Annotated in this window: 14 protein-coding genes and 1 riboswitch; of the genes, 12 read left to right on the forward strand and 2 right to left on the reverse strand. The window is 62.9% G+C overall.

Annotation, left to right across the window (positions count from 1 at the left end):
• The first annotated feature begins 63 nt into the window (after nucleotides 1-63).
• Both HDE77_RS07545 and HDE77_RS07550 read left to right on the forward strand, forming a co-directional pair.
• Entirely contained in the window at nucleotides 64-1,863 is a 1,800-nt protein-coding gene (locus HDE77_RS07545) for a DUF885 domain-containing protein (protein ID WP_221444167.1), read from the forward strand.
• Nucleotides 1,864-1,999: 136 nt separating this feature from the next.
• Nucleotides 2,000-3,199: a DUF2235 domain-containing protein gene (locus HDE77_RS07550; RefSeq protein WP_184416542.1), complete on the forward strand. Its 1,200-nt coding sequence runs from the start codon at nucleotides 2,000-2,002 to the stop codon at nucleotides 3,197-3,199.
• A 27-nt stretch (nucleotides 3,200-3,226) separates the two neighbouring features.
• Here HDE77_RS07550 and HDE77_RS07555 read toward each other — a convergent pair whose 3' ends face one another.
• A complete protein-coding gene (locus HDE77_RS07555) occupies nucleotides 3,227-4,495 on the reverse strand; it encodes a multidrug effflux MFS transporter (protein WP_184416543.1) in 1,269 nt (422 codons plus the stop codon).
• Nucleotides 4,496-4,590: 95 nt separating this feature from the next.
• A riboswitch (Fluoride riboswitch) is annotated at nucleotides 4,591-4,693 on the forward strand.
• Nucleotides 4,694-4,762: 69 nt separating this feature from the next.
• On the opposite strand from HDE77_RS07555, the gene crcB reads away from it, so the two are divergent.
• The 6 genes from crcB to HDE77_RS07585 all read left to right on the forward strand — a co-directional run bounded on the left by crcB (nucleotide 4,763) and on the right by HDE77_RS07585 (nucleotide 10,895).
• Nucleotides 4,763-5,149 carry a fluoride efflux transporter CrcB gene (gene crcB, locus HDE77_RS07560; RefSeq protein WP_184416544.1) on the forward strand — a complete coding sequence of 129 codons (387 nt, stop codon included), beginning with the start codon at nucleotides 4,763-4,765 and terminating at the stop codon, nucleotides 5,147-5,149.
• Nucleotides 5,150-5,161: 12 nt separating this feature from the next.
• Nucleotides 5,162-5,500, forward strand: coding sequence for a DUF190 domain-containing protein (locus tag HDE77_RS07565; RefSeq protein ID WP_184416545.1), 339 nt, complete (start codon nucleotides 5,162-5,164; stop codon nucleotides 5,498-5,500).
• Between the two features lie 52 nt (nucleotides 5,501-5,552).
• Nucleotides 5,553-6,671 (forward strand): cyclopropane fatty acyl phospholipid synthase, encoded by a 1,119-nt coding sequence (gene cfa / locus HDE77_RS07570; protein ID WP_184416546.1) that lies wholly within the window; start codon nucleotides 5,553-5,555, stop codon nucleotides 6,669-6,671.
• Between the two features lie 65 nt (nucleotides 6,672-6,736).
• Nucleotides 6,737-7,615 carry a TraB/GumN family protein gene (locus HDE77_RS07575; RefSeq protein ID WP_184416547.1) on the forward strand — a complete coding sequence of 293 codons (879 nt, stop codon included), beginning with the start codon at nucleotides 6,737-6,739 and terminating at the stop codon, nucleotides 7,613-7,615.
• Between the two features lie 399 nt (nucleotides 7,616-8,014).
• Nucleotides 8,015-10,255, forward strand: coding sequence for a DNA topoisomerase IV subunit A (gene parC, locus HDE77_RS07580; protein ID WP_184416548.1), 2,241 nt, complete (start codon nucleotides 8,015-8,017; stop codon nucleotides 10,253-10,255).
• A gap of 136 nt (nucleotides 10,256-10,391) precedes the next feature.
• Complete coding sequence (locus HDE77_RS07585) at nucleotides 10,392-10,895, forward strand: hypothetical protein (protein ID WP_184416549.1); 504 nt, start codon at nucleotides 10,392-10,394, stop codon at nucleotides 10,893-10,895.
• Between the two features lie 84 nt (nucleotides 10,896-10,979).
• On the opposite strand, the gene HDE77_RS07590 is transcribed toward HDE77_RS07585, so the two are convergent.
• Nucleotides 10,980-11,468 (reverse strand): 8-oxo-dGTP diphosphatase, encoded by a 489-nt coding sequence (locus HDE77_RS07590; RefSeq protein WP_184416550.1) that lies wholly within the window; start codon nucleotides 11,466-11,468, stop codon nucleotides 10,980-10,982.
• Nucleotides 11,469-11,612: 144 nt separating this feature from the next.
• Here HDE77_RS07590 and HDE77_RS07595 point away from each other — a divergent pair, with 144 nt between their 5' ends.
• The 4 genes from HDE77_RS07595 to HDE77_RS07610 all read left to right on the forward strand — a co-directional run bounded on the left by HDE77_RS07595 (nucleotide 11,613) and on the right by HDE77_RS07610 (nucleotide 17,914).
• On the forward strand, nucleotides 11,613-12,431 hold the full coding sequence (locus HDE77_RS07595) for a phosphodiester glycosidase family protein (protein WP_184416551.1): 819 nt from the start codon (nucleotides 11,613-11,615) through the stop codon (nucleotides 12,429-12,431).
• Nucleotides 12,428-14,839, forward strand: a complete 2,412-nt coding sequence (locus HDE77_RS07600; RefSeq protein ID WP_184416552.1) for a penicillin acylase family protein — start codon at nucleotides 12,428-12,430, stop codon at nucleotides 14,837-14,839. Before HDE77_RS07595 ends, HDE77_RS07600 begins: the two co-directional genes overlap by 4 nt.
• Nucleotides 14,840-15,290: 451 nt before the next feature.
• Complete coding sequence (locus tag HDE77_RS07605; protein ID WP_184416553.1) at nucleotides 15,291-17,489, forward strand: toll/interleukin-1 receptor domain-containing protein; 2,199 nt, start codon at nucleotides 15,291-15,293, stop codon at nucleotides 17,487-17,489.
• Between the two features lie 62 nt (nucleotides 17,490-17,551).
• On the forward strand, nucleotides 17,552-17,914 hold the full coding sequence (locus HDE77_RS07610; protein ID WP_184416554.1) for a hypothetical protein: 363 nt from the start codon (nucleotides 17,552-17,554) through the stop codon (nucleotides 17,912-17,914).
• Nucleotides 17,915-18,132: the final 218 nt, after the last annotated feature.

Consider the following 18,132-nt stretch of genomic DNA (forward strand, 5'->3'; position numbering starts at 1 on the left):
GCCTGTCGTGAGCTAACCTGCGGTTTTGGCCATTCGCGTAATGCCTGTTGGAGGCATGCCGCGATGCGTCTGGGGGAAGTGATGATCAAGATCATGCAGGCGGTATTCGGCGTTGTCGTCGCATGCACGCTCACCGGCACCGCCGTTTCGGCGCAAACCGTCGCCACCGCTGCGACGGCGCAGTCCGCGCCGGATCAGGCGTTCTTACGTCTCGCCGACGACTACTTCGATACCTACTATTTCCCCACCAACCCCACCACCGCGACCACCGATGGTCTGCATGCCTATGACGGCAAGCTGGAGGACTACTCGCGCGCCGCCGTCGATGCCAACGTCAAGGCACTTCAGCAATGGCAGACGCGCGTGGCCGCAGTCAACCCGGCGTCGCTCAGCGAATATGTCCGCGGTGATCGCGACCTGGTGTTGAACAATATCCACAGCACGCTGCTGACCCTGCAGACGATTCGTCCGTGGCAGAAGAATCCCGATGTCTATTCCAGTGGCATCACCAATAGCGCGTTCACCCTGATGGAGCGCAAGTTCGCAGCGCCGGACGTGCGCCTGCGCGCGCTGATTGCACGCGAGCAGCTGATGCCCGCGGCCTTGGCCGAGGCACGCAAGAACCTCGACAACCCGCCGCAGATCTATACCGAAATCGCGTTGCAGCAGCTGCCTGGCCTGGTGCATTTCTTCCAGAACGATGTGCCGTCGGCTTTCACTGGTGGCACTGATGCCTCGTTGAAAAAGCAGTTCGCCGACAGCAATGCCGCCGTCATCAAGGCACTTCAGGATTATCAGGCATGGCTGCAGAGCGACGCGCTGCCGCGCTCGCATGGCGACTTTCGCATTGGCGCCGCGGCGTTTCGCGACAAGCTGAAATACGACGAGATGGTCAACCTGCCGCTGGATCAGCTGGTGGCGATCGACATGGCCAACATGCGCCAGAACCAGCAAGCGTTCGCCGATGTCGCCAAGCAGCTCGACCCAACGAAAACGCCACAGCAGGTGCTCGGCGAGCTGGCCTCCGACTATCCAGCTTCGGACAAGATTCTCGACACTTTCCGCGATACGTTTAGCCATCTGATCGCATTCATCAATCAGAAGCAGATCATCACCATTCCGTCAGATGTGCGTCCGATCGTCGAGGAAACGCCGCCCTTCATGCGTGCCACCACGTTCGCATCGATGGACACGCCCGGGCCTTACGAAGCCGTGGCCAAGGAGGCGTACTTCAATGTCACGTTGCCGGAATCCGACTGGAGCAAGCAGCGCACGCAGGAGTTCATGGCGCAATTCAGTTATCCGGTGATCTCGACCATCGCCACGCATGAAGCCTATCCGGGCCACTACATCCAGTTTCTATGGATGCATCATCTGGATGACCGCGTGCGCAAGCTGTTGGGCGCGAACACCAATGTCGAAGGCTGGGCGCATTACTGCGAACAGATGATGCTGGACGAAGGGCTGGCACAGTTCGAGTTTCCGAACGACAAACACCAGCAATTGCTGCTGCGCCTGGGCCAGTTGCAGGATGCGTTGCTGCGCAACGCCCGGTTCATCGTAGGCATCAAGCTGCATACCGGCCAGATGACGATGGACCAGGCGATCGATTTCTTCGTCAAGGAGGGCTATCAATCCCGCGCGGTCGGTGAGGTCGAGACCAAGCGCGGCACCTCCGATCCCACCTACCTGTATTACACGCTGGGCAAGCTGCAGATCATGAAACTGCGCGCCGACCTTGCTGCGAAACAAGGCAAGGACTTCAACCTCATGCAGTTCCACAACGCGTTCATGCAGCAGGGTTTCGCGCCGATCAGGATCGTGCGCCAGGCCATGCTGCACGACAACTCGCCAACGCTGTAACACGGCAGCCAGCCATGGCGGCACTCATTCCGATCCAGGACGTCGATCGGAATGGGTGTCGTGGCACTGGTTCTGCGCGCCACACAGGCCTAAAGTCTTCTCGGGCGACAACATTGCGTCGCGCGGGAGGGGGGCCATGGCCGCACGCAGGATGGTGCTGTTGTTCGACGGCACCTGGAACAAACCTGAGTCGAATACCAATGTGGAGCGCCTGCGCCGACTGATCGCCGCCTGCGACTCCGCCGGAGTCGAGCAGATCGTCGATTACATACCTGGGGTTGGCGTAGCTCCGGGTGTGACCCACCTGCTCGGAGGGGCGTTCGGTTACGGCCTGTCCGGCAACGTGATGGAGGGTTACCGCCGACTGTGCGAAAAATGGCACCCAGGCGACGACGTTTATCTGTTCGGATTCAGCCGCGGCGCCTATACCGCACGCAGTCTCGGCGGACTGATCCGCAAATGCGGCCTGCTCAAGCATGATGCCGACGGCAAGGTTGCCCGGGCCGCCATTTCCAGCGCCTATGATTTCTACCGCGATACCACGATCCAGCCGGATGATCCGGCGGCGCTGGATTTTCGCGCGCAGCACTCGGTCGAAATCAGCATCCACTTCATCGGCGTCTGGGATACGGTGGGCTCGCTCGGCATCCCGGATACGGCTTCGTGGTTTCCATTTGCACGCGCAAGCTATCAGTTCCACGACACGGAGCTCAGCAAAATCGTCAAGTACGCGTATCAGGCGCTCGCGCTGGATGAACATCGCGCGGATTTTTCACCGACGGTGTGGACGCGCAACCCGGACAGCGTGAAACCCGGCGAAACCCTGACCTCGAAGAAACGCGAGCAGATCGAGATCGAGCAGCGCTGGTTCATCGGCTCGCATGCCGACGTCGGTGGTGGCAACGACCGCGATGGCGCCGGACGCAAACCTGATCCGCTGCCCGACCTGCCGCTCGCATGGCTGCAACAGAAGGCAATCGCTGCCGGCCTCGCCTGCAACGAAATTCTCGTCCCAGGCAGCGACGCCGACACGGGCGTGCCGCGCAACTCCTACGCCGAGTTCATGTATGGCATCTACAAGGAACTCAAGCCACCGTTCGACCGCACGCTAGGTGTTGGCGTGAATGAAACGGTGGACAATTCGGTATGGCAGCGCTGGCACGCCGACGCAAACTACCGTTCGCCTTCGCTGGTGCAGGCGCTGGCGCGAGCGGTCCTCATGTTGCCGGTCCGCCCTTCACTGAGCGAAGACCCCGGCGGCGAGCCTGTGCACGTGACGCAATTGCAGACGGTGACTCTCGTCAAAGCGACCGTGCCGAGCTTCGCTCCGCCCTGACAAAACCCGAGTGCAGGATCGGCCGCTTCAATGCGGCTCGACGATCTCCGCCTGGATGACTGCACCGGGATCCTGATTGGCCAGCACATGTGGCAGCGGGCGATGCAGGATGCTGCGGTACCAGCGCCATGCGAGTGCGCCGCTCACGGTCAACGCCGACGCACCCAGCGCCAGATGCAACATGCTGCCGGAAAGCAGCGGCGACAGTACGCCGGCGACGATACTGCACAGCAGCAGGCTGGCGAACGCCTGCGCCGAGGAAATGCCACCGCGCTTGTGCGCAAAACGATCCAGCAACAACAGCGTCAACGTGGGAAACGCCAGCTGCACGCCGACACCATGCACGATCAGCGGCAACATCGACCACGGCAACTGCGGCACGGGAAGAATCCATGCCAGCAGCAGATGCAACGCACAGGCCAGCAGCATCACCGCGTAACCCAGGTTCACCGTGAACGCCGCACTCCGCCGCGCTGCCATCCGTCCGGACAACCAGGCGCCGCCGACCAGGCCCAGCACCACCGGCACGAACAGCCACGGGAAGCCTGCCGCCGACAGATGCAGCAGTTCACGCACGATGCGCGGCGCCGAGGAGATGTACAGGAACAAGCCGGCAAAATTGACCGAACAAGAGATCAGCAGCGGCCAGAACGGACGATCACGGCTGAAGGCGAGATAGCTGGCCAGCAGCGGCCGTGGCGCAAACGACGTGCGCCGTGCCGGTGGATGACTCTCCTCCAGCCACAGCATCAGGGCCAACGCCAGCAAGGCGGTGAATCCAGTCAATACCCAGAAGATGCCGTGCCAGCCACCCAGCGGCAACAGCAATGCGCCAACCATCGGCGCGATCACCGGCGCCACGCCGAAAATCATCATCACCCGCGACATCATTACCTGCGCCGCAGGGCCTTCAAGACTGTCGCGGATCACCGCCCGCCCCACCACCAGCCCTGCGCCCGCACACACGCCTTGCAGGCCGCGACAGGTCAGCAGCATTGCAAATGAAGTCGACATCGCTGCACCCACCGAAGCGAGCGCATACACCAGCATGCCGGCCACCATCACCGGTTTGCGCCCGATCGCGTCGGAGATCGCACCATGGAATAGGCTCATCGTCGCGTAGGTGATCAGGTACACGCTGATCAGCTGTTGCAGCGCCGCGTTGTCGACTCCAAAACGCGCACCGATCAGGGGAAACGACGGAAACACCGCATCGATCGAAAACGGACCGATCATCGACAAGGCAGCCAACAGCCAGGGCAGGCTGCGCCGCACGGTTCGATGGGTTGGATTCATGGGGGACAGGCGCGTCGGCGAAGGCCGAGCGAGTATAGATGGCCAACGCAAAGTTTCGCCGCTATTGGCGGCGAGGCCGCCCGATCGAATAGGATAGCCACACGGGAGATGGCATGCCTCCCGTTTCGCGAACGCCCCTGGCGATCCGAAACAAACCACCTCTCGCCTGGCGTTGAGGTTGATGATGCCTGCACCACCGGCTTCCGGCGGCGCAGGCGTGCCTGCCACCGCGGCAACCGGACACTCTCATTGTCAGGAGACGCGCTCGTGGGTTTAAGCGGATTTGCAGCGGTTGGTATCGGTGGCGTGCTGGGCTGCTGGTTGCGTTGGGGATTGGGCGTCTTCCTCAATCCCTTGTTTCCCACTCTGCCATTGGGGACGTTGGCGGCGAATCTAGCCGGCGGCCTGATGATGGGTTGCGTGATGGGTCTGTTCGATCACTTCCAGACGCTGTCGCCGGAATTGCGGCTGTTTGTATTCACCGGCTTTCTGGGCGGGCTGACGACGTTCTCCACCTTTTCTGCTGAATCCGCCACGCTGTTGCTGCGTCAGCAGTACCTTTGGTTCAGTGGTCACGTGCTGGTGCACGTGATCGGATCGCTGGCGATGACCGTGATGGGCATCGCGCTGACCCGCAGCTTGCTGCGTCACTGATCGGGCAACCCCATGACTCATGAAACCGTGCAACAGGGCGTCCACCTGTATTTCTACTGCCACCTGCGCGCCAGGCATGACGGTATGCTGCTTTCCGAGTGGCTGCTGGAGCAGGCCAAGCACCACGGCCTGGGCGGTGGCTCGGTGTTCCGCGCGATCGCCGGCTTCGGTCGGCACGGCGTGCTGCACGAGGAGCAATTCTTCGAGCTCGCCGATGACCTGCCGGTAAAGGTCGAGTTTCTGCTGCGCGAGGATCAGGCCGAACTGCTGCTGCAACTGGTACGCGCGGCGGCCGTTGACGTGGTCTATGCACGCTCACCGGCAACTTTTGCCCTGCTCGACAAGGGTTGACCGTCCTGACCCGGGCGAACTTCCGACACCCATCCAGCCAGCGAGGGAAAGCATGAGTCAGGACAGCCTCAAGGGACGCGCGAGCGGACTGCTCAAACAAGCCGGTATCCACATCAATGGCGATGCGCCAATCGACCTCCACGTGCATGACGAACGTCTGTACAACCGCGTGTTTGCACGCGGCTCGCTGGGTCTGGGCGAAGCGTATATGGACGGCTGGTGGGATGCGGAGGACCTGCCCGGCCTGTGTACCCGGCTGCTGACGGCCGGGCTGGATCTGGAGCTGAAAACCCTCGATACCCTGCTCGCCCATCTGAAGGCCCGCTTCATCAATCTGCAGCGCGGCGAGCACGCGTTCGAGATCGGCAAGGTGCATTACGACCTCGGCAACGATCTGTTCCACGCCATGCTCGGCCGTCGCATGGTCTACTCCTGCGGCTACTGGGCAACCGCCGACAATCTCGACGATGCGCAGGCCGCCAAGCTCGACCTGGTCTGCCGCAAGCTGCAGCTCAAGCCCGGCCAGCGCGTGCTGGATATCGGCTGCGGCTGGGGCGAAGCGCTGAAGTACGCGGCGGAACACTATGGCGTTGAAGGTGTCGGCATCACGGTGTCGCAGCAACAGGCGGAATACGCGCGCGAACTATGCGCCGGGCTACCGATCGAAATCCGCCTGCAGGATTACCGCGACATCGACGAACGTTTTGACGCTGTGTACTCGATCGGCATGTTCGAGCATGTCGGCGGCAAGAACTACCGCACTTATTTCGAATCGGTGCGTCGCTGCCTGAAAGACGATGGCCTGTCGCTGCTGCACAGCATCGGCAGCAACGGCGCGCCGGCGCAACCGGATCCGTGGATCGAGAAGTACATCTTCCCAAAATCGATGATCCCCGCCGCCAGCCAGGTCGCCGCCGCGCTGGAAGATCTTTTCGTCATCGAGGACTGGCACAACTTCGGTGCCGATTACGACCGCACGCTGACCGCCTGGCGGGCCAATGTCGAGGCCGCCTGGCCGTCGCTCGCCGCCAATTACGACGAACGCTTCCGGCGCATGTGGCGCTATTACCTGGCGGTTTCTGCCGCGGTATTCCGCAGTCGTCGCGATCAGCTGTGGCAGCTCACCCTGAGCCCGCACGGCGTACCCGGAGGCTATCGCGTGCCGCGCTGAAGCCATCGCCACTAAAGGTCGCCCGTGCCAACATCCACAGTCACACGCTGCCGCGAGGAAGATACATGTCCCTGTTTCGCCACGCCCGTCGCTACGCGGCCGGTGTGTTACTCAGCCTGCTGCTGGTCGCGCCGGCATTCGCACAGCCCGCGCTGTGGGTCGTCAAGAACGCGCACACCACCATCTATCTGTTCGGTACCGTGCACCTGCTGCCGAACGACACCGCCTGGCGCTACCCCGCGCTGGAAAGCGCGTTGGCTGCCAGCAACTCGTTGACGATCGAACTGACCGACGACGACGACGCGCACATGCAGGCGCTGGTGCTGCAATACGGGCTGGACCCGGGCCATCCGCTGTCGGACAAACTCACTCTCGCCGAAAACGCCACCCTGACCCAGGCGGCGCAAACGGTCGCCGTGCCTGGCGGCATCCAAACCCTGCAGGTGATGCGCCCCTGGCTCGCCGCCTTGACGCTGACGGTGGCGCCTCTGCTGAAGGCTGGGCTCGATCCCGCACACGGGGTGGACAAGTTGCTGCAGGCGCAGATGAGCCAGGCTGGGAAGCCGGTCAAAGGGCTGGAAACCGCCGAGCAGCAAATTCACTTTCTGGCCGACCTGCCGCCGGCGGTCGAACTGGCCCTGCTGCGCTCGACCCTGCACGATATCGATCAGGGAGACACTGAACTCACCGAGCTGATCGCCGCGTGGAAAGCCGGCGACACCGCCGCCATCGCCCGGCTCGAAGACGAGGATCTGCGCCAGCGCGAACCCCAGCTCTACCAACGACTGCTGGTCGATCGCAACCAGGCCTGGGCCGCGCAGATCTCTCACATGCTGCAACAGCCCGGCACCGTCTTCATCGCCGTCGGAGCGGCGCATCTGGCTGGGCCGGACAGCGTGCAGGAGCAGCTTCGGAAGCTGGACATCGAGGCGGTTCGGCAATAGCAGGCTCTACTGTGGCGGCCAATGTGGCTGCGACTTCAGGACACCGACGAAAACCCGCCCGTCATCCCTGCGAAGGCAGGGACCCAGTAGCTTCAAGTTCCCAAAGAGCCAGGGGCGCTGGGTTCCTGCCTTCGCAGGAATGACGGGCGGAGAGTGGTTTCCCGAGGCTCCCCTCAGTTTGCTCCGGCACGGCAAGAGCATCGCGACTGAAGTCGCTCCCACAAGAGCTTGCGACGCCCCGGATCGCTTGCAGGAGCCCACCCTGTGGGCGATCGAGGTCAGAGCACACCATGTCGCTGATTTTTCGCGCACAGGGTGCGCTCCTACAAGAACCCGCCGCTTTCTGGCACCATCGTCCGGCTATCCGCGCGCCGCGCGTAACTCATCAGACGTAACCGCATGAACCTGCAAGCCAATTACGAACAGATCCCGCTCAAGGAGTACGCCGAGCGGGCCTACCTCGACTATTCCATGTACGTGGTGCTCGACCGCGCGCTGCCGTTTGTCGGTGACGGCCTGAAGCCGGTTCAGCGGCGCATCATCTACGCGATGAGCGAGCTGGGGCTGGCCGCCACGGCGAAGCCGAAGAAATCCGCGCGCACCATCGGCGACGTGATCGGCAAGTTCCATCCGCACGGTGACAGCTCCTGCTACGAAGCCATGGTGCTGATGGCGCAGCCGTTCTCGTACCGGTATCCGCTGGTCGACGGCCAAGGCAACTTCGGTTCGCCTGACGACCCGAAAAGCTTCGCGGCGATGCGCTACACCGAATCCAGGCTTAGCCCGATCGCCGAAGCACTGCTCGCCGAGCTAGGCCAGGGTACGGTCGACTGGGTGCCGAATTTCGACGGCACCATGGACGAGCCAAGCTGGCTGCCGGCGCGCGTGCCGCACGTGCTGTTGAACGGTTCGATGGGTATCGCGGTGGGCATGGCCACCGACATCCCGCCGCACAACCTGCGTGAACTGGCCAGTGCCTGCATTCGCCTGCTGGACGATCCGGATGCCACCGTTGCCGACCTGTTCGAGCACGTGCGCGGCCCGGATTATCCGACCAAGGCGGAAATCATCACCCCGCGTGGCGAACTGCTGGCGATGTACCAGAACGGCACCGGCTCGGTGCGCGCCCGCGCGGTGTATCAGCGCGAGGAAGGCAACATCGTGATCACCGCGCTGCCGCACCAGGTTAGCCCGTCGAAGATCCTCGAACAGATCGCCGCGCAGATGCGCGCGAAAAAGCTGCCAATGATCGAAGACCTGCGCGATGAGTCCGATCACGAAAATCCGATCCGTCTGGTGATCGTGCCGCGCTCCAGTCGCGTCGATGCGGACGAAACGATGCAGCATCTGTTCGCGACGACGGATCTGGAAAAGAGCTTCCGCGTCAATCTCAACATGATCGGTCTGGACGGCCGTCCGGCGGTGAAGGATCTCAAGCGCATCCTCACCGAATGGCTTACGTTCCGTACCAGCACGGTCACCCGCCGCCTTAACTACCGGCTGGCCAAGGTCGAGCGTCGCCTGCACTTGCTGGAAGGCCTGCACATCGCTTACCTCAACCTGGATGAGGTGATCCGCATCGTGCGCGCCGAGGACGAGCCGAAGCCGGTGCTGATGGCACGCTTCAAGTTGTCCGAGGAGCAGACCGACTACATCCTGGAAACCCGATTGCGCCAGCTCGCGCGACTGGAAGAGATGAAGATCAACGCCGAGCGCGACCAGCTCGAGGAAGAACGCGCGAAGATCAGCGTGCTGCTGAAATCGCCAGCCAAGCTGAAGAGCCTGATCAAGGAAGAGTTGCGCGCCGATGCGGAGAAGTTCGGCGACGAACGCCGCTCGCCACTGGTGCAGCGCGATGCCGCGCAGGCACTGGACGAGAGCGCGCTGGTAGTCAGCGAGCCGGTCACCGTGGTGCTGAGCCAGAAGGGCTGGGCACGCGCCGCGAAGGGCCACGACATCGACGCGGAAGGCCTGAACTACCGCGAAGGCGATGGTCTGCTCGCGGTGGTCAAGGCACGCACCACCCAGCAGGTGGCATTCATCGATTCCACCGGACGCAGCTATTCCACGCCGACCCACACGCTGCCCTCGGCCCGAGGCAACGGCGAGCCGCTGACCGGACGCTTCAGTCCCGTGGCGGGCGCCAGCTTCGACGCGGTTATCGCCGGCGACAACGATACGCGGCTGATTCTCGCCACGGATTTCGGCTACGGCTTCGTCACCCGCTTCGAGGCGCTTACCAGCCGCAACAAGGCCGGCAAGCAGATCATCAGCCTCAGCGACAAGGCGAAAGTGCTGGCGCCGCAAATCAGCACCGACCCGGCACGCGACCGCGTCGTGGTTGTCACGACGGAAGGCCATCTGCTGATGTTCTCGGTGGCCGAATTGCCGGAGCTGGACAAGGGCAAGGGCAACAAGCTGATCGAGGTCCCGAAGGCGAAACTCGTCAGCGGCGACGAACGCGTGGCGGGCGTGGCGGTGGTCGCCGAGGGCAAGGGTGAGGTCACCCTGTACGCGGGCCAGCGCAAGCTCACCCTGAAATGGTCGGACCTGGTCGAATACGGCGGCACTCGCGCCAGCCGTGGCGGCTTGCTGCCGCGCGGTCTGCGCCGGGTCGAACGGATCGAGACGACAGCTTGAGACTGACTCGGGAGCCTGTTCATGAACAGGCTCCCGTACGCGGCGGCAGGAACTTCCTGCGCTATCATGCACACCAACAGGGATGTGCACGCCTCGCGGCATCGTGCGTTGAATACGTGATATCCCCGGAGCTTGTATGAACATCAAATGGCTGATCAGTGTCATGGCAGGCGCACTGCTGGTTACTTCGGCGTGGGCGCAAACCACCCAGCCGCTGAACCTCAAGCTGCCCGGCAACCTGCCCGCCTCCAGTGCGACCACGGCGAAGCCCGCCAGCTCCAGCTCAACCGCCCCCGCAGGCTCGACAGCGGTCTCTGCCGCGAACTCAGCCCCCGGCGCTGCTCCCGCCAAACCGGCACCAGGCGTGTATTACGGCGACACCAGCGGCAGCACCGATGCCGGCATCGCCAGCGCGCAAGCCTGCGATGACTCCAAGTTCAACGATCCCCAGGTACACGGCAGCGTCAGTACCGGCGTGGTCAGCGGTAGCCACGTAGGCACCAGCACTTGGGAGGGCGGTGAAGTCAACGTCACCAAGACGTTTGGCGATTGCGATCACCCGACCGGAAGTGTCGGCTTTTCGATCAGCGTCAACCAGGGTCAGGGCAACTTCGGCAACTACCACAACCACGGCTTCTGATCTTCTGCGCCAACGCGGGATCGCTCACTGGCGAGTCTCACACTGCGGGCCTGACACCGCGAGGCCGACACTGCGGGCCCGATACTACAGGCGCGTAAACGACCACGACTGCATGCGACCGTCGCGATACGGCATCACGCCGTGGAACGGTCGCGGATCGGCATCGAACACCAGCGGCAGGAAGTGACGATCGCCTTCCCACATGGGCAGCGTCATCAACCGCTGCAATGCCACCCACTCCAGCGTGCCTTCCGCGTTCGCCTGCAACGGCATGCCCGCGTAGCGATCGATCAGGAAGATGAAGCCGAGCCAGTCCTCGCCATGCTTGCCAAAACCCGGCCAGTTCAACGTGCCGCGCAACTGCATCGACTCGCAGGTGATGCCGGCCTCTTCCAGAATCTCGCGTCGCATGCAGGCGGCGATGTCCTCACCTGGCTCCATCTTGCCGCCCAGGCCGTTGTACTTGCCCAGGTGCTGATCGTCCGGGCGTGCATTGCGATGAATCATCAGCACTTCGCTGCGATCCGGCGACAGCACATAGCCAAGCGTGGCCACGATGGGGTTGTAAGGCATGGGAGAACTCAACGACGGGAAGCCCAAGTCTAGCGGCACGCCCCGATCCTTGCCGGGTCGGACCCCTGAGACCTGGGACACAGGCTCTTGAGGTCGGCGACCGTCGGGCTTGCGCAGGATCGACCAGCCGGCGACCATCGACAGATGCGACCATCGATCCCGCTTTCCCTTCGCGCCTTCCACGGCCGTCAGCCGCTGCGCTGGCTACTCCCCTTCATCTTGCTCGCCGGACTGCTCGGCTGCGGCTCCAGCGCGCGCGCACTGGACAGCAGCGAGCTGACCTTCGATGGCCAGATTTACCGTGTTGTCCGTCTGGATCTCGCGCGTGAGCCATTGAGCCTGCACTGGCGCGATCCGCAGAGCGGCCAACCTTTTGCCAGCATCGAAACCCTGCGCCAATGGGGCGAAGCCCGCGGCAAGCGTTTGCTTTTTGCGACCAACGCCGGCATCTACGACAAACAGTTCGCGCCACTGGGCCTGTATGTAGAAGACGGCAAAACCGTGGTTCCGCTGAATCTGTCACACGGCAATCCCGCCTCCGGCAATTTCTCGCTGCTGCCGAATGGCGTGTTCGCGGTGTATCCGGACGGCCACGCCGCGGTGCGTACCAGCAGTGATTTCAAGGCTGATGGCAAGCCTGCACAATGGGCCACTCAATCTGGCCCGATGCTGTTGATCGACGGCAAGCTCAACGAACAATTCGTCGACGATTCAGACAGCCTGAAATGGCGCAGCGGGGTATGCATGAAGACACCGACCCAAGCCGTATTCGCGGTGAGTGAGGCACCTGTGAACTTCCATTCGTTTGGACGGCTATTCCGCGATCAGCTCGGTTGCCGCGATGCGCTGTACCTGGACGGCACCATTTCGCAGGTGTATGTCGACGGCGAGGGCTACGCCGGTTCGCCACCGTTTATGGTCAAGCCGTACGCCGGTATCTTTGCCGTGTTTGTCGCGCAATGACGACACGACGATGGCGCGTATGGCGTGACTTGCTGCTGGCGCTTCTGGTGCTGTTGCTGCTTGCGTTCACCACCGGCTGGTGGTTGCTTGGCGGCAGTCGCGCCCGCCTCGATGGTCAACATCAACTACCCGGTTTGAGCGCCAGCGTGAGCGTCAGCCGCGACGCGCTGGGTACCGTCACGCTGCAGGGCCAGAACCGCACGGACCTGAGCTACGCGCTCGGCTACGTACACGCGCAGGAACGCTTTTTCGAGATGGACCTGATGCGTCGTGTGCCAGCCGGCGAGTTGGCGGCACTGGTTGGCCCGGCTGCACTCCCGTCCGATCTGAACCACCGCCGGCACCGCCTGCGTGCCGTCGTCGAGGCTGCCTACGCGCAGCTGCCACCGGCGCAAAAACTGCAGCTCGATCGCTACCGCGATGGCGTCAATGCGGGCCTCGCCGACCTGCGTGTGCGGCCATGGGAATACCTGCTGCTCGGCACCCGACCACAGCCGTGGCGATCGGAAGACAGCGCGCTGGTGATCGCTGCGATGTACCTGGATTTGAATGGTGACGGTCGCAACCAGCGTGAACTGCGGCTGGCCCAGATGCGCGCGGTGCTGCCGGGCCCATTGGTGGATTTTCTGCTGGCGCCCGACCCTGACTGGGAGGCACCCCTCAGCGGCCAGCTGTCGCATCCTCCGGTCGTCCCTGCTGCCGATGTGTTCGACCTGCGCCATCTCCCGGCTGCAGCGACATCCACCACGGCAACGGCTGATCTGGCTGCGCTGGCAACAGCCAGCGACGCTCTGCGCCCTGGCAGCAACAACTTCGCCGTCGCTGGCTCGCTATCCGACAGCGGCGCGGCGATGCTCGCGAACGACATGCACCTGGGCCTGCGCGTACCGAACATCTGGTTCCGCACGCGTCTGCGCTACCCCGATCCGAGCGCGCCACAGGGCCAACGCGACGTCAACGGTGTGAGCCTGCCGGGCACCCCCGCCATCATCGTCGGCTCCAATGGCCAGATCGCCTGGGGCTTCACCAACAGCTATGGCGACTGGCTTGACTGGGTGCGCGTGCTGCGCGATCCGGCTGACTCCGCCCGCTACAAGGTGCCCGAAGGCTGGGCCACCGTCGAAAGCCACGACGAGCACATCCAGGTCAAAGGCAAGCCGGACACGATCCTGAAAGTCGAGGACACCCGCTGGGGACCGATCATGGCCAGCGATGTCGACGGCACCCCGTTGGCGCTCTCCTGGATCGCCGATCAACCACGCGGCTACAACGTCCTGCTGATGCAACTCGAGCACACGCCGGACGTGCACGCGGCGCTGGATCTCGCACCCCAATTCGGCATGCCACCGCAGAACCTGCTGGTCGCCGATCATGCCGGACATATCGGTTGGACGCTCGCCGGCAACGGCATTCCGTTGCGCGCCGGCGTTGATCCGCTGCTGCCGGCGGACTGGTCCAGTGCGGGTAGCGGCTGGCAAGGCTGGGCGGCACCGTCGCAATACCCGCGCATCGAAGATCCCGCCGATGGCCGGCTATGGACGGCCAACAACCGTACCGTCGGTGGCAGCGAGCTGGCCCTGCTGGGCGACGGTGGCCACGACCTGGGTGCGCGCGCACAACAGATTCGCGACGATCTGTATGCGAGCAGCAAGTTCGGGCCTGGCGACCTGCTCGGCATCCAGCTGGACGACCACGCGATCTTCATGAGTCGCTGGCAGTTTCTGTTGCAGGACACACTGTCCGACAGTACTGATCCAGCGCTGATCCAGCTGCGGAAACTCACTGCGCAATGGCGCGGCCGTGCCGCCGTTGAAAGTGTCGATTACCGTCTCGTGCGCGCATTCCGTACGCAAGCCACCGAAATGGCGCTAGCGCCCTTTGTCGCGCAGGTAAAGCAGAGCCACGGCGATTTCGTCTGGCCGAGCGAGAACAGCACCGAAGCGGCGGTGTGGGCCATGGTCAATACACACCCGGCGCATCTGCTCGATCCCCAGTATCGCGATTGGCACGCATTGCTCACCGCTGCTGCGAAACAGGTGGTGAGCGAACTTGGCCAGCAACCTGGCGGTCTGGTCTCACGCAGTTGGGGAGAGGTCAATCGCAGCGGGATCAAGCATCCATTGTCTGCCGCCCTGCCCGGCTGGCTCGGCCACTACCTCGACATGCCCGATCAACCCTTGCCCGGCGACAACAACATGCCGCGGGTAGCCGCCTCCGGCTTCGGCGCCTCCGAGCGCCTCGACGTAGCCCCCGGCCACGAAGCCCAGGGCATCCTCGAAATGCCCGCCGGCCAGAGCGACAACCCGCTGTCGCCCTACTACGGCGCCGGACACGAAGACTGGGTACATGGGCGTCCCACGCCTCTGCTACCGGGAACGGATCAGCACACGCTGATGCTGGAACCGTAGCGTCCGACGCTCGCATGATCAGAGCGCTCCTCGTCCTGCTCCTCCCCCTGCTTGCAGGGGGAGGCTGGGAGGGGTGAAGCTCTTGATCTTCCTGGGCGAAAAGCACCCCACCCCAACCCTCCCCTGCGTGCAGGCGAGGGAGCACGGCCGGTCTTGCTCCTCCCCCTGCTTGCAGGGGGAGGCTGGGAGGGGGGGGAAGCTCTTGATCTTGCTCGGCGAAGAGCCCCCCCCCCTGCGACCGCAGGGAATCCCTTCTTCGGGGCGAGCAATGGAGGGAGCACAGCATGGCCCGTCCCAAAAATGTGACGCACGCCACATTTTGCTGTTATCGTCCTGAATGAGCAGGCGCGCACCAAGGCGCTTCGGTTGACCGGAGTTTGTTGTCCGGCCGAGTGAATGGGGACTTCCCGGCACAGGGACGAGCGTGACTCGTGCGGGAGAGCGGTGCGTCATGACGCAGGCCTCCGTGATGCCGGATCTCCGGTACCGCGCCTTCATCAGCTACAGCCACCAGGACAAGTACTGGGCGAGCTGGCTGCACAAGGCGCTGGAAACCTACGCGATCCCGAAGCGACTGATCGGCCAGACGACCGCGGCCGGGGTGATCCCCAAACGCCTCGCACCGATCTTCCGCGACCGCGACGAACTGGCCAGCGCTACCGATCTCGGCCGCAAGGTCAACGAAGCGCTGGCGCAATCGGCAAACCTGATCGTGATCTGCTCGCCGCGTTCGGCTGCTTCGCGCTGGGTCAACGAGGAAGTGCTGGCGTTCAAGCGGCTCGGCCGTAGCGAGCACATCTTCTGCCTGATCGTCGACGGTGAACCCAATGCCACCGAGTCCCCCTGCCGCGATGCCGAGGAATGTTTTGCGAACGCATTGCGTTATCAGCTTGGTGCCGACGGTGCATTGAGCCGCGAACGTACCGAACCCATCGCGGCCGATGCGCGCACGGGCAAGGACGGCAAGACCAATGCCAAGTTGAAGCTGATCGCCGGCATGCTCGACGTCGGCTTCGACACACTCAAGCAACGCGAACTGCAACGGCGTAACCGACGCATGGTCACGATTACCGCGCTGGCCCTGGTGGTGATGCTGATGACCACCGCGCTCGCCGTCGTCGCCTTTCGCGCCCAGCGCCTCGCCGAACACGAACGGAACCAGGCCGAAGGTTTGATCAACTTCATGCTCGGTGATCTGAATACCAAGCTGCAAGCTGTCAACCATCTGGACATCATCGACGACGTCGCCGACAAGGCCATGAGATATTTCAGCTCGCTGGACGAGTCCGAGGTGACCAAAGACTCGCTGGCGCAACGCGCCAAAGCGTTGCAACTCATCGGCAGCGTGCGCGAGGAGCAGGGGAAACTCCCCGAGGCACGTCGCGCGTTCGAAGATTCGCAGCGACTGATGCAGCCCTTGGTGGCGCGCTATCCGCACAACCCGCAATGGCAGATAGCGCTTGCCGACAGCTATTCATGGCTCGGCATGGTGGCTTGGGATCACGGCGACCTACCGCAGTCGCTGCTCCAGTTTCGTATGGCCGCGCCCCTGGTCGAAAGCGTCGTCAGGGAGCATCCGGAAAAGCTGGATTGGCTGAAACATCTGGGTTGGCTGCACAACAACATCGGTCATGTGCTGGAAGAGCGCGGACAATTGTCCGAGGCGCAGAAGGAGTACGGGATCGTGTTGCAGATCTATCGCAAACTGGTCGAGGTCGTTCCGGACGATCGCCGTTATCGCACCGAGCTCGGCCACGCGTATGACAATCTTGCCGGCATTTCCTATTCGCTGGGTGATCTCGCTGCCGCACAAGGCGATGCGTCGCAGGAGCTGGCGATATGGCAGCCCTTGGCACAGCAAGATGCAAACGACAATTCAGTGCAGTTGTACCTCGCACGCGCCAACGCCATGCTGGCCAAAGTGATGCAGGCGCGTGGCCAGGGGTCCGCATCCGTTGCTGCACTTGAGAACTCCCTCACCATCGGCAATCGCCTGCTCGCGGCTGATCCGACCAGCACGGACGTCATCAGCGACGTGGCAAGTTACAGTCGCGGCCTCGCGCATGGGTTGCGCATGAACGGTGATGCCGCGCGTGCCGAACAACTGCTGCGCAATGCGCTGACGATCTATACACAGCTCGTCGCCAAAGTGCCCGATGAACCCGCCTGGCAGGCGAATCTTGCGGAAAGCCATCTTGAGCTCTCGCGTCTGACATGGAAAAAGGGCGACGTTTCATCAGCGAGCGCGAGTGCCGAAATGGCGCGCAGTCTGATCGGCGCGGTCATGCAGAAACACAGCGACTATTCACGGGCACCGCCTCTGCTGGCGGAGAGTGACATCACGCTCGGGCAATTGCAGATGGCGAGCGGTAACCTGCCCGGTGCGACCGCTCACTGGGAAACCGCGCTGAAGATACTCGAGCAAGCGAACGGGCCAGCGTCGGATCCCCGACTCGCGTTTTTGAAACCGCGCGCTGTAGCTCTGTGCCTGCTCGGCAAAACCAGTGAGGCTACCCCGGTCATCGCCAAGTTGGACAAGCTCGGGTATCGCGATGCGCAGTACCTGCAATCGATCGATGCAACCCCTTGCCATTCGCTGCATGCGAGTCGCGATATCGCCGTGTCGGCGGAGGCGACGACGCCACATTGAATTGATGCTGTCACGGACATGACCATTCCGGCCGCGTCCGCAACTACTGCGAGGAGATTCCCATGTCCACGACGATCACGGTCACGGTTACCGGCAGCTCAAGCAACTACAACGTTACGGTATCGCCCAACAAACTCAACGTGGATAGCGACGGCAGCATTGTCTGGCAGGCCGGTACTGGCACCGGCAGTGTCGCTTTCACATTTGACTCCACCACGCCGGTCTCGTTTGTGGGCACCCATGCGCCGCTGACCACACCTGCCTACAACTCGGGCAACAACATAGTCAGTTGTACCGACACCATCAGCGGTGACGGAACCTACCCGTACGTGCTTACGCTATGGGTCGGTACCGAGGAGATCACCTGGCCCTCGGTCACTCATGTCGGCAATGGCGATCCAGAGATCCATAACAAACCCAAATGAGTAGAAGTCGGAGCATCCAGTGCGCCGAATCAATTTGATCGGCGCACCCGGCACTCGCCAAAGCGCCATTCCCGGCACAAGTTAATGTGACGTGCATCACATTATTACGTGCTATCGTTCAGAATTCGTGGGCACTGACTATTGCGCCCAGGTCGACCGATGCCTGATAACCGGTTGAGTTAATGGGGATTTCCCCGCAAGGGAGTGCGTGACCACGT

This window comes from Rhodanobacter sp. MP7CTX1 (assembly GCF_014205795.1).
In the GTDB taxonomy this organism is placed as follows: domain Bacteria; phylum Pseudomonadota; class Gammaproteobacteria; order Xanthomonadales; family Rhodanobacteraceae; genus Rhodanobacter.

What these genes read in the sequence shown, in the direction of transcription:
- HDE77_RS07590 (WP_184416550.1), bottom strand. Translation starts at nt 11,468, where the DNA reads ATGCCTTACAACCCCATCGTGGCCACGCTTGGCTATGTGCTGTCGCCG.
- HDE77_RS07610 (WP_184416554.1), top strand. Translation starts at nt 17,552, where the DNA reads ATGTCCACGACGATCACGGTCACGGTTACCGGCAGCTCAAGCAACTAC.
- HDE77_RS07600 (WP_184416552.1), top strand. Translation starts at nt 12,428, where the DNA reads ATGACGACACGACGATGGCGCGTATGGCGTGACTTGCTGCTGGCGCTT.
- HDE77_RS07565 (WP_184416545.1), top strand. Translation starts at nt 5,162, where the DNA reads ATGACTCATGAAACCGTGCAACAGGGCGTCCACCTGTATTTCTACTGC.
- HDE77_RS07550 (WP_184416542.1), top strand. Translation starts at nt 2,000, where the DNA reads ATGGCCGCACGCAGGATGGTGCTGTTGTTCGACGGCACCTGGAACAAA.
- HDE77_RS07545 (WP_221444167.1), top strand. Translation starts at nt 64, where the DNA reads ATGCGTCTGGGGGAAGTGATGATCAAGATCATGCAGGCGGTATTCGGC.
- cfa (WP_184416546.1), top strand. Translation starts at nt 5,553, where the DNA reads ATGAGTCAGGACAGCCTCAAGGGACGCGCGAGCGGACTGCTCAAACAA.
- parC (WP_184416548.1), top strand. Translation starts at nt 8,015, where the DNA reads ATGAACCTGCAAGCCAATTACGAACAGATCCCGCTCAAGGAGTACGCC.
- HDE77_RS07585 (WP_184416549.1), top strand. Translation starts at nt 10,392, where the DNA reads ATGAACATCAAATGGCTGATCAGTGTCATGGCAGGCGCACTGCTGGTT.
- HDE77_RS07575 (WP_184416547.1), top strand. Translation starts at nt 6,737, where the DNA reads ATGTCCCTGTTTCGCCACGCCCGTCGCTACGCGGCCGGTGTGTTACTC.
- HDE77_RS07605 (WP_184416553.1), top strand. Translation starts at nt 15,291, where the DNA reads ATGACGCAGGCCTCCGTGATGCCGGATCTCCGGTACCGCGCCTTCATC.
- HDE77_RS07555 (WP_184416543.1), bottom strand. Translation starts at nt 4,495, where the DNA reads ATGAATCCAACCCATCGAACCGTGCGGCGCAGCCTGCCCTGGCTGTTG.
- HDE77_RS07595 (WP_184416551.1), top strand. Translation starts at nt 11,613, where the DNA reads ATGCGACCATCGATCCCGCTTTCCCTTCGCGCCTTCCACGGCCGTCAG.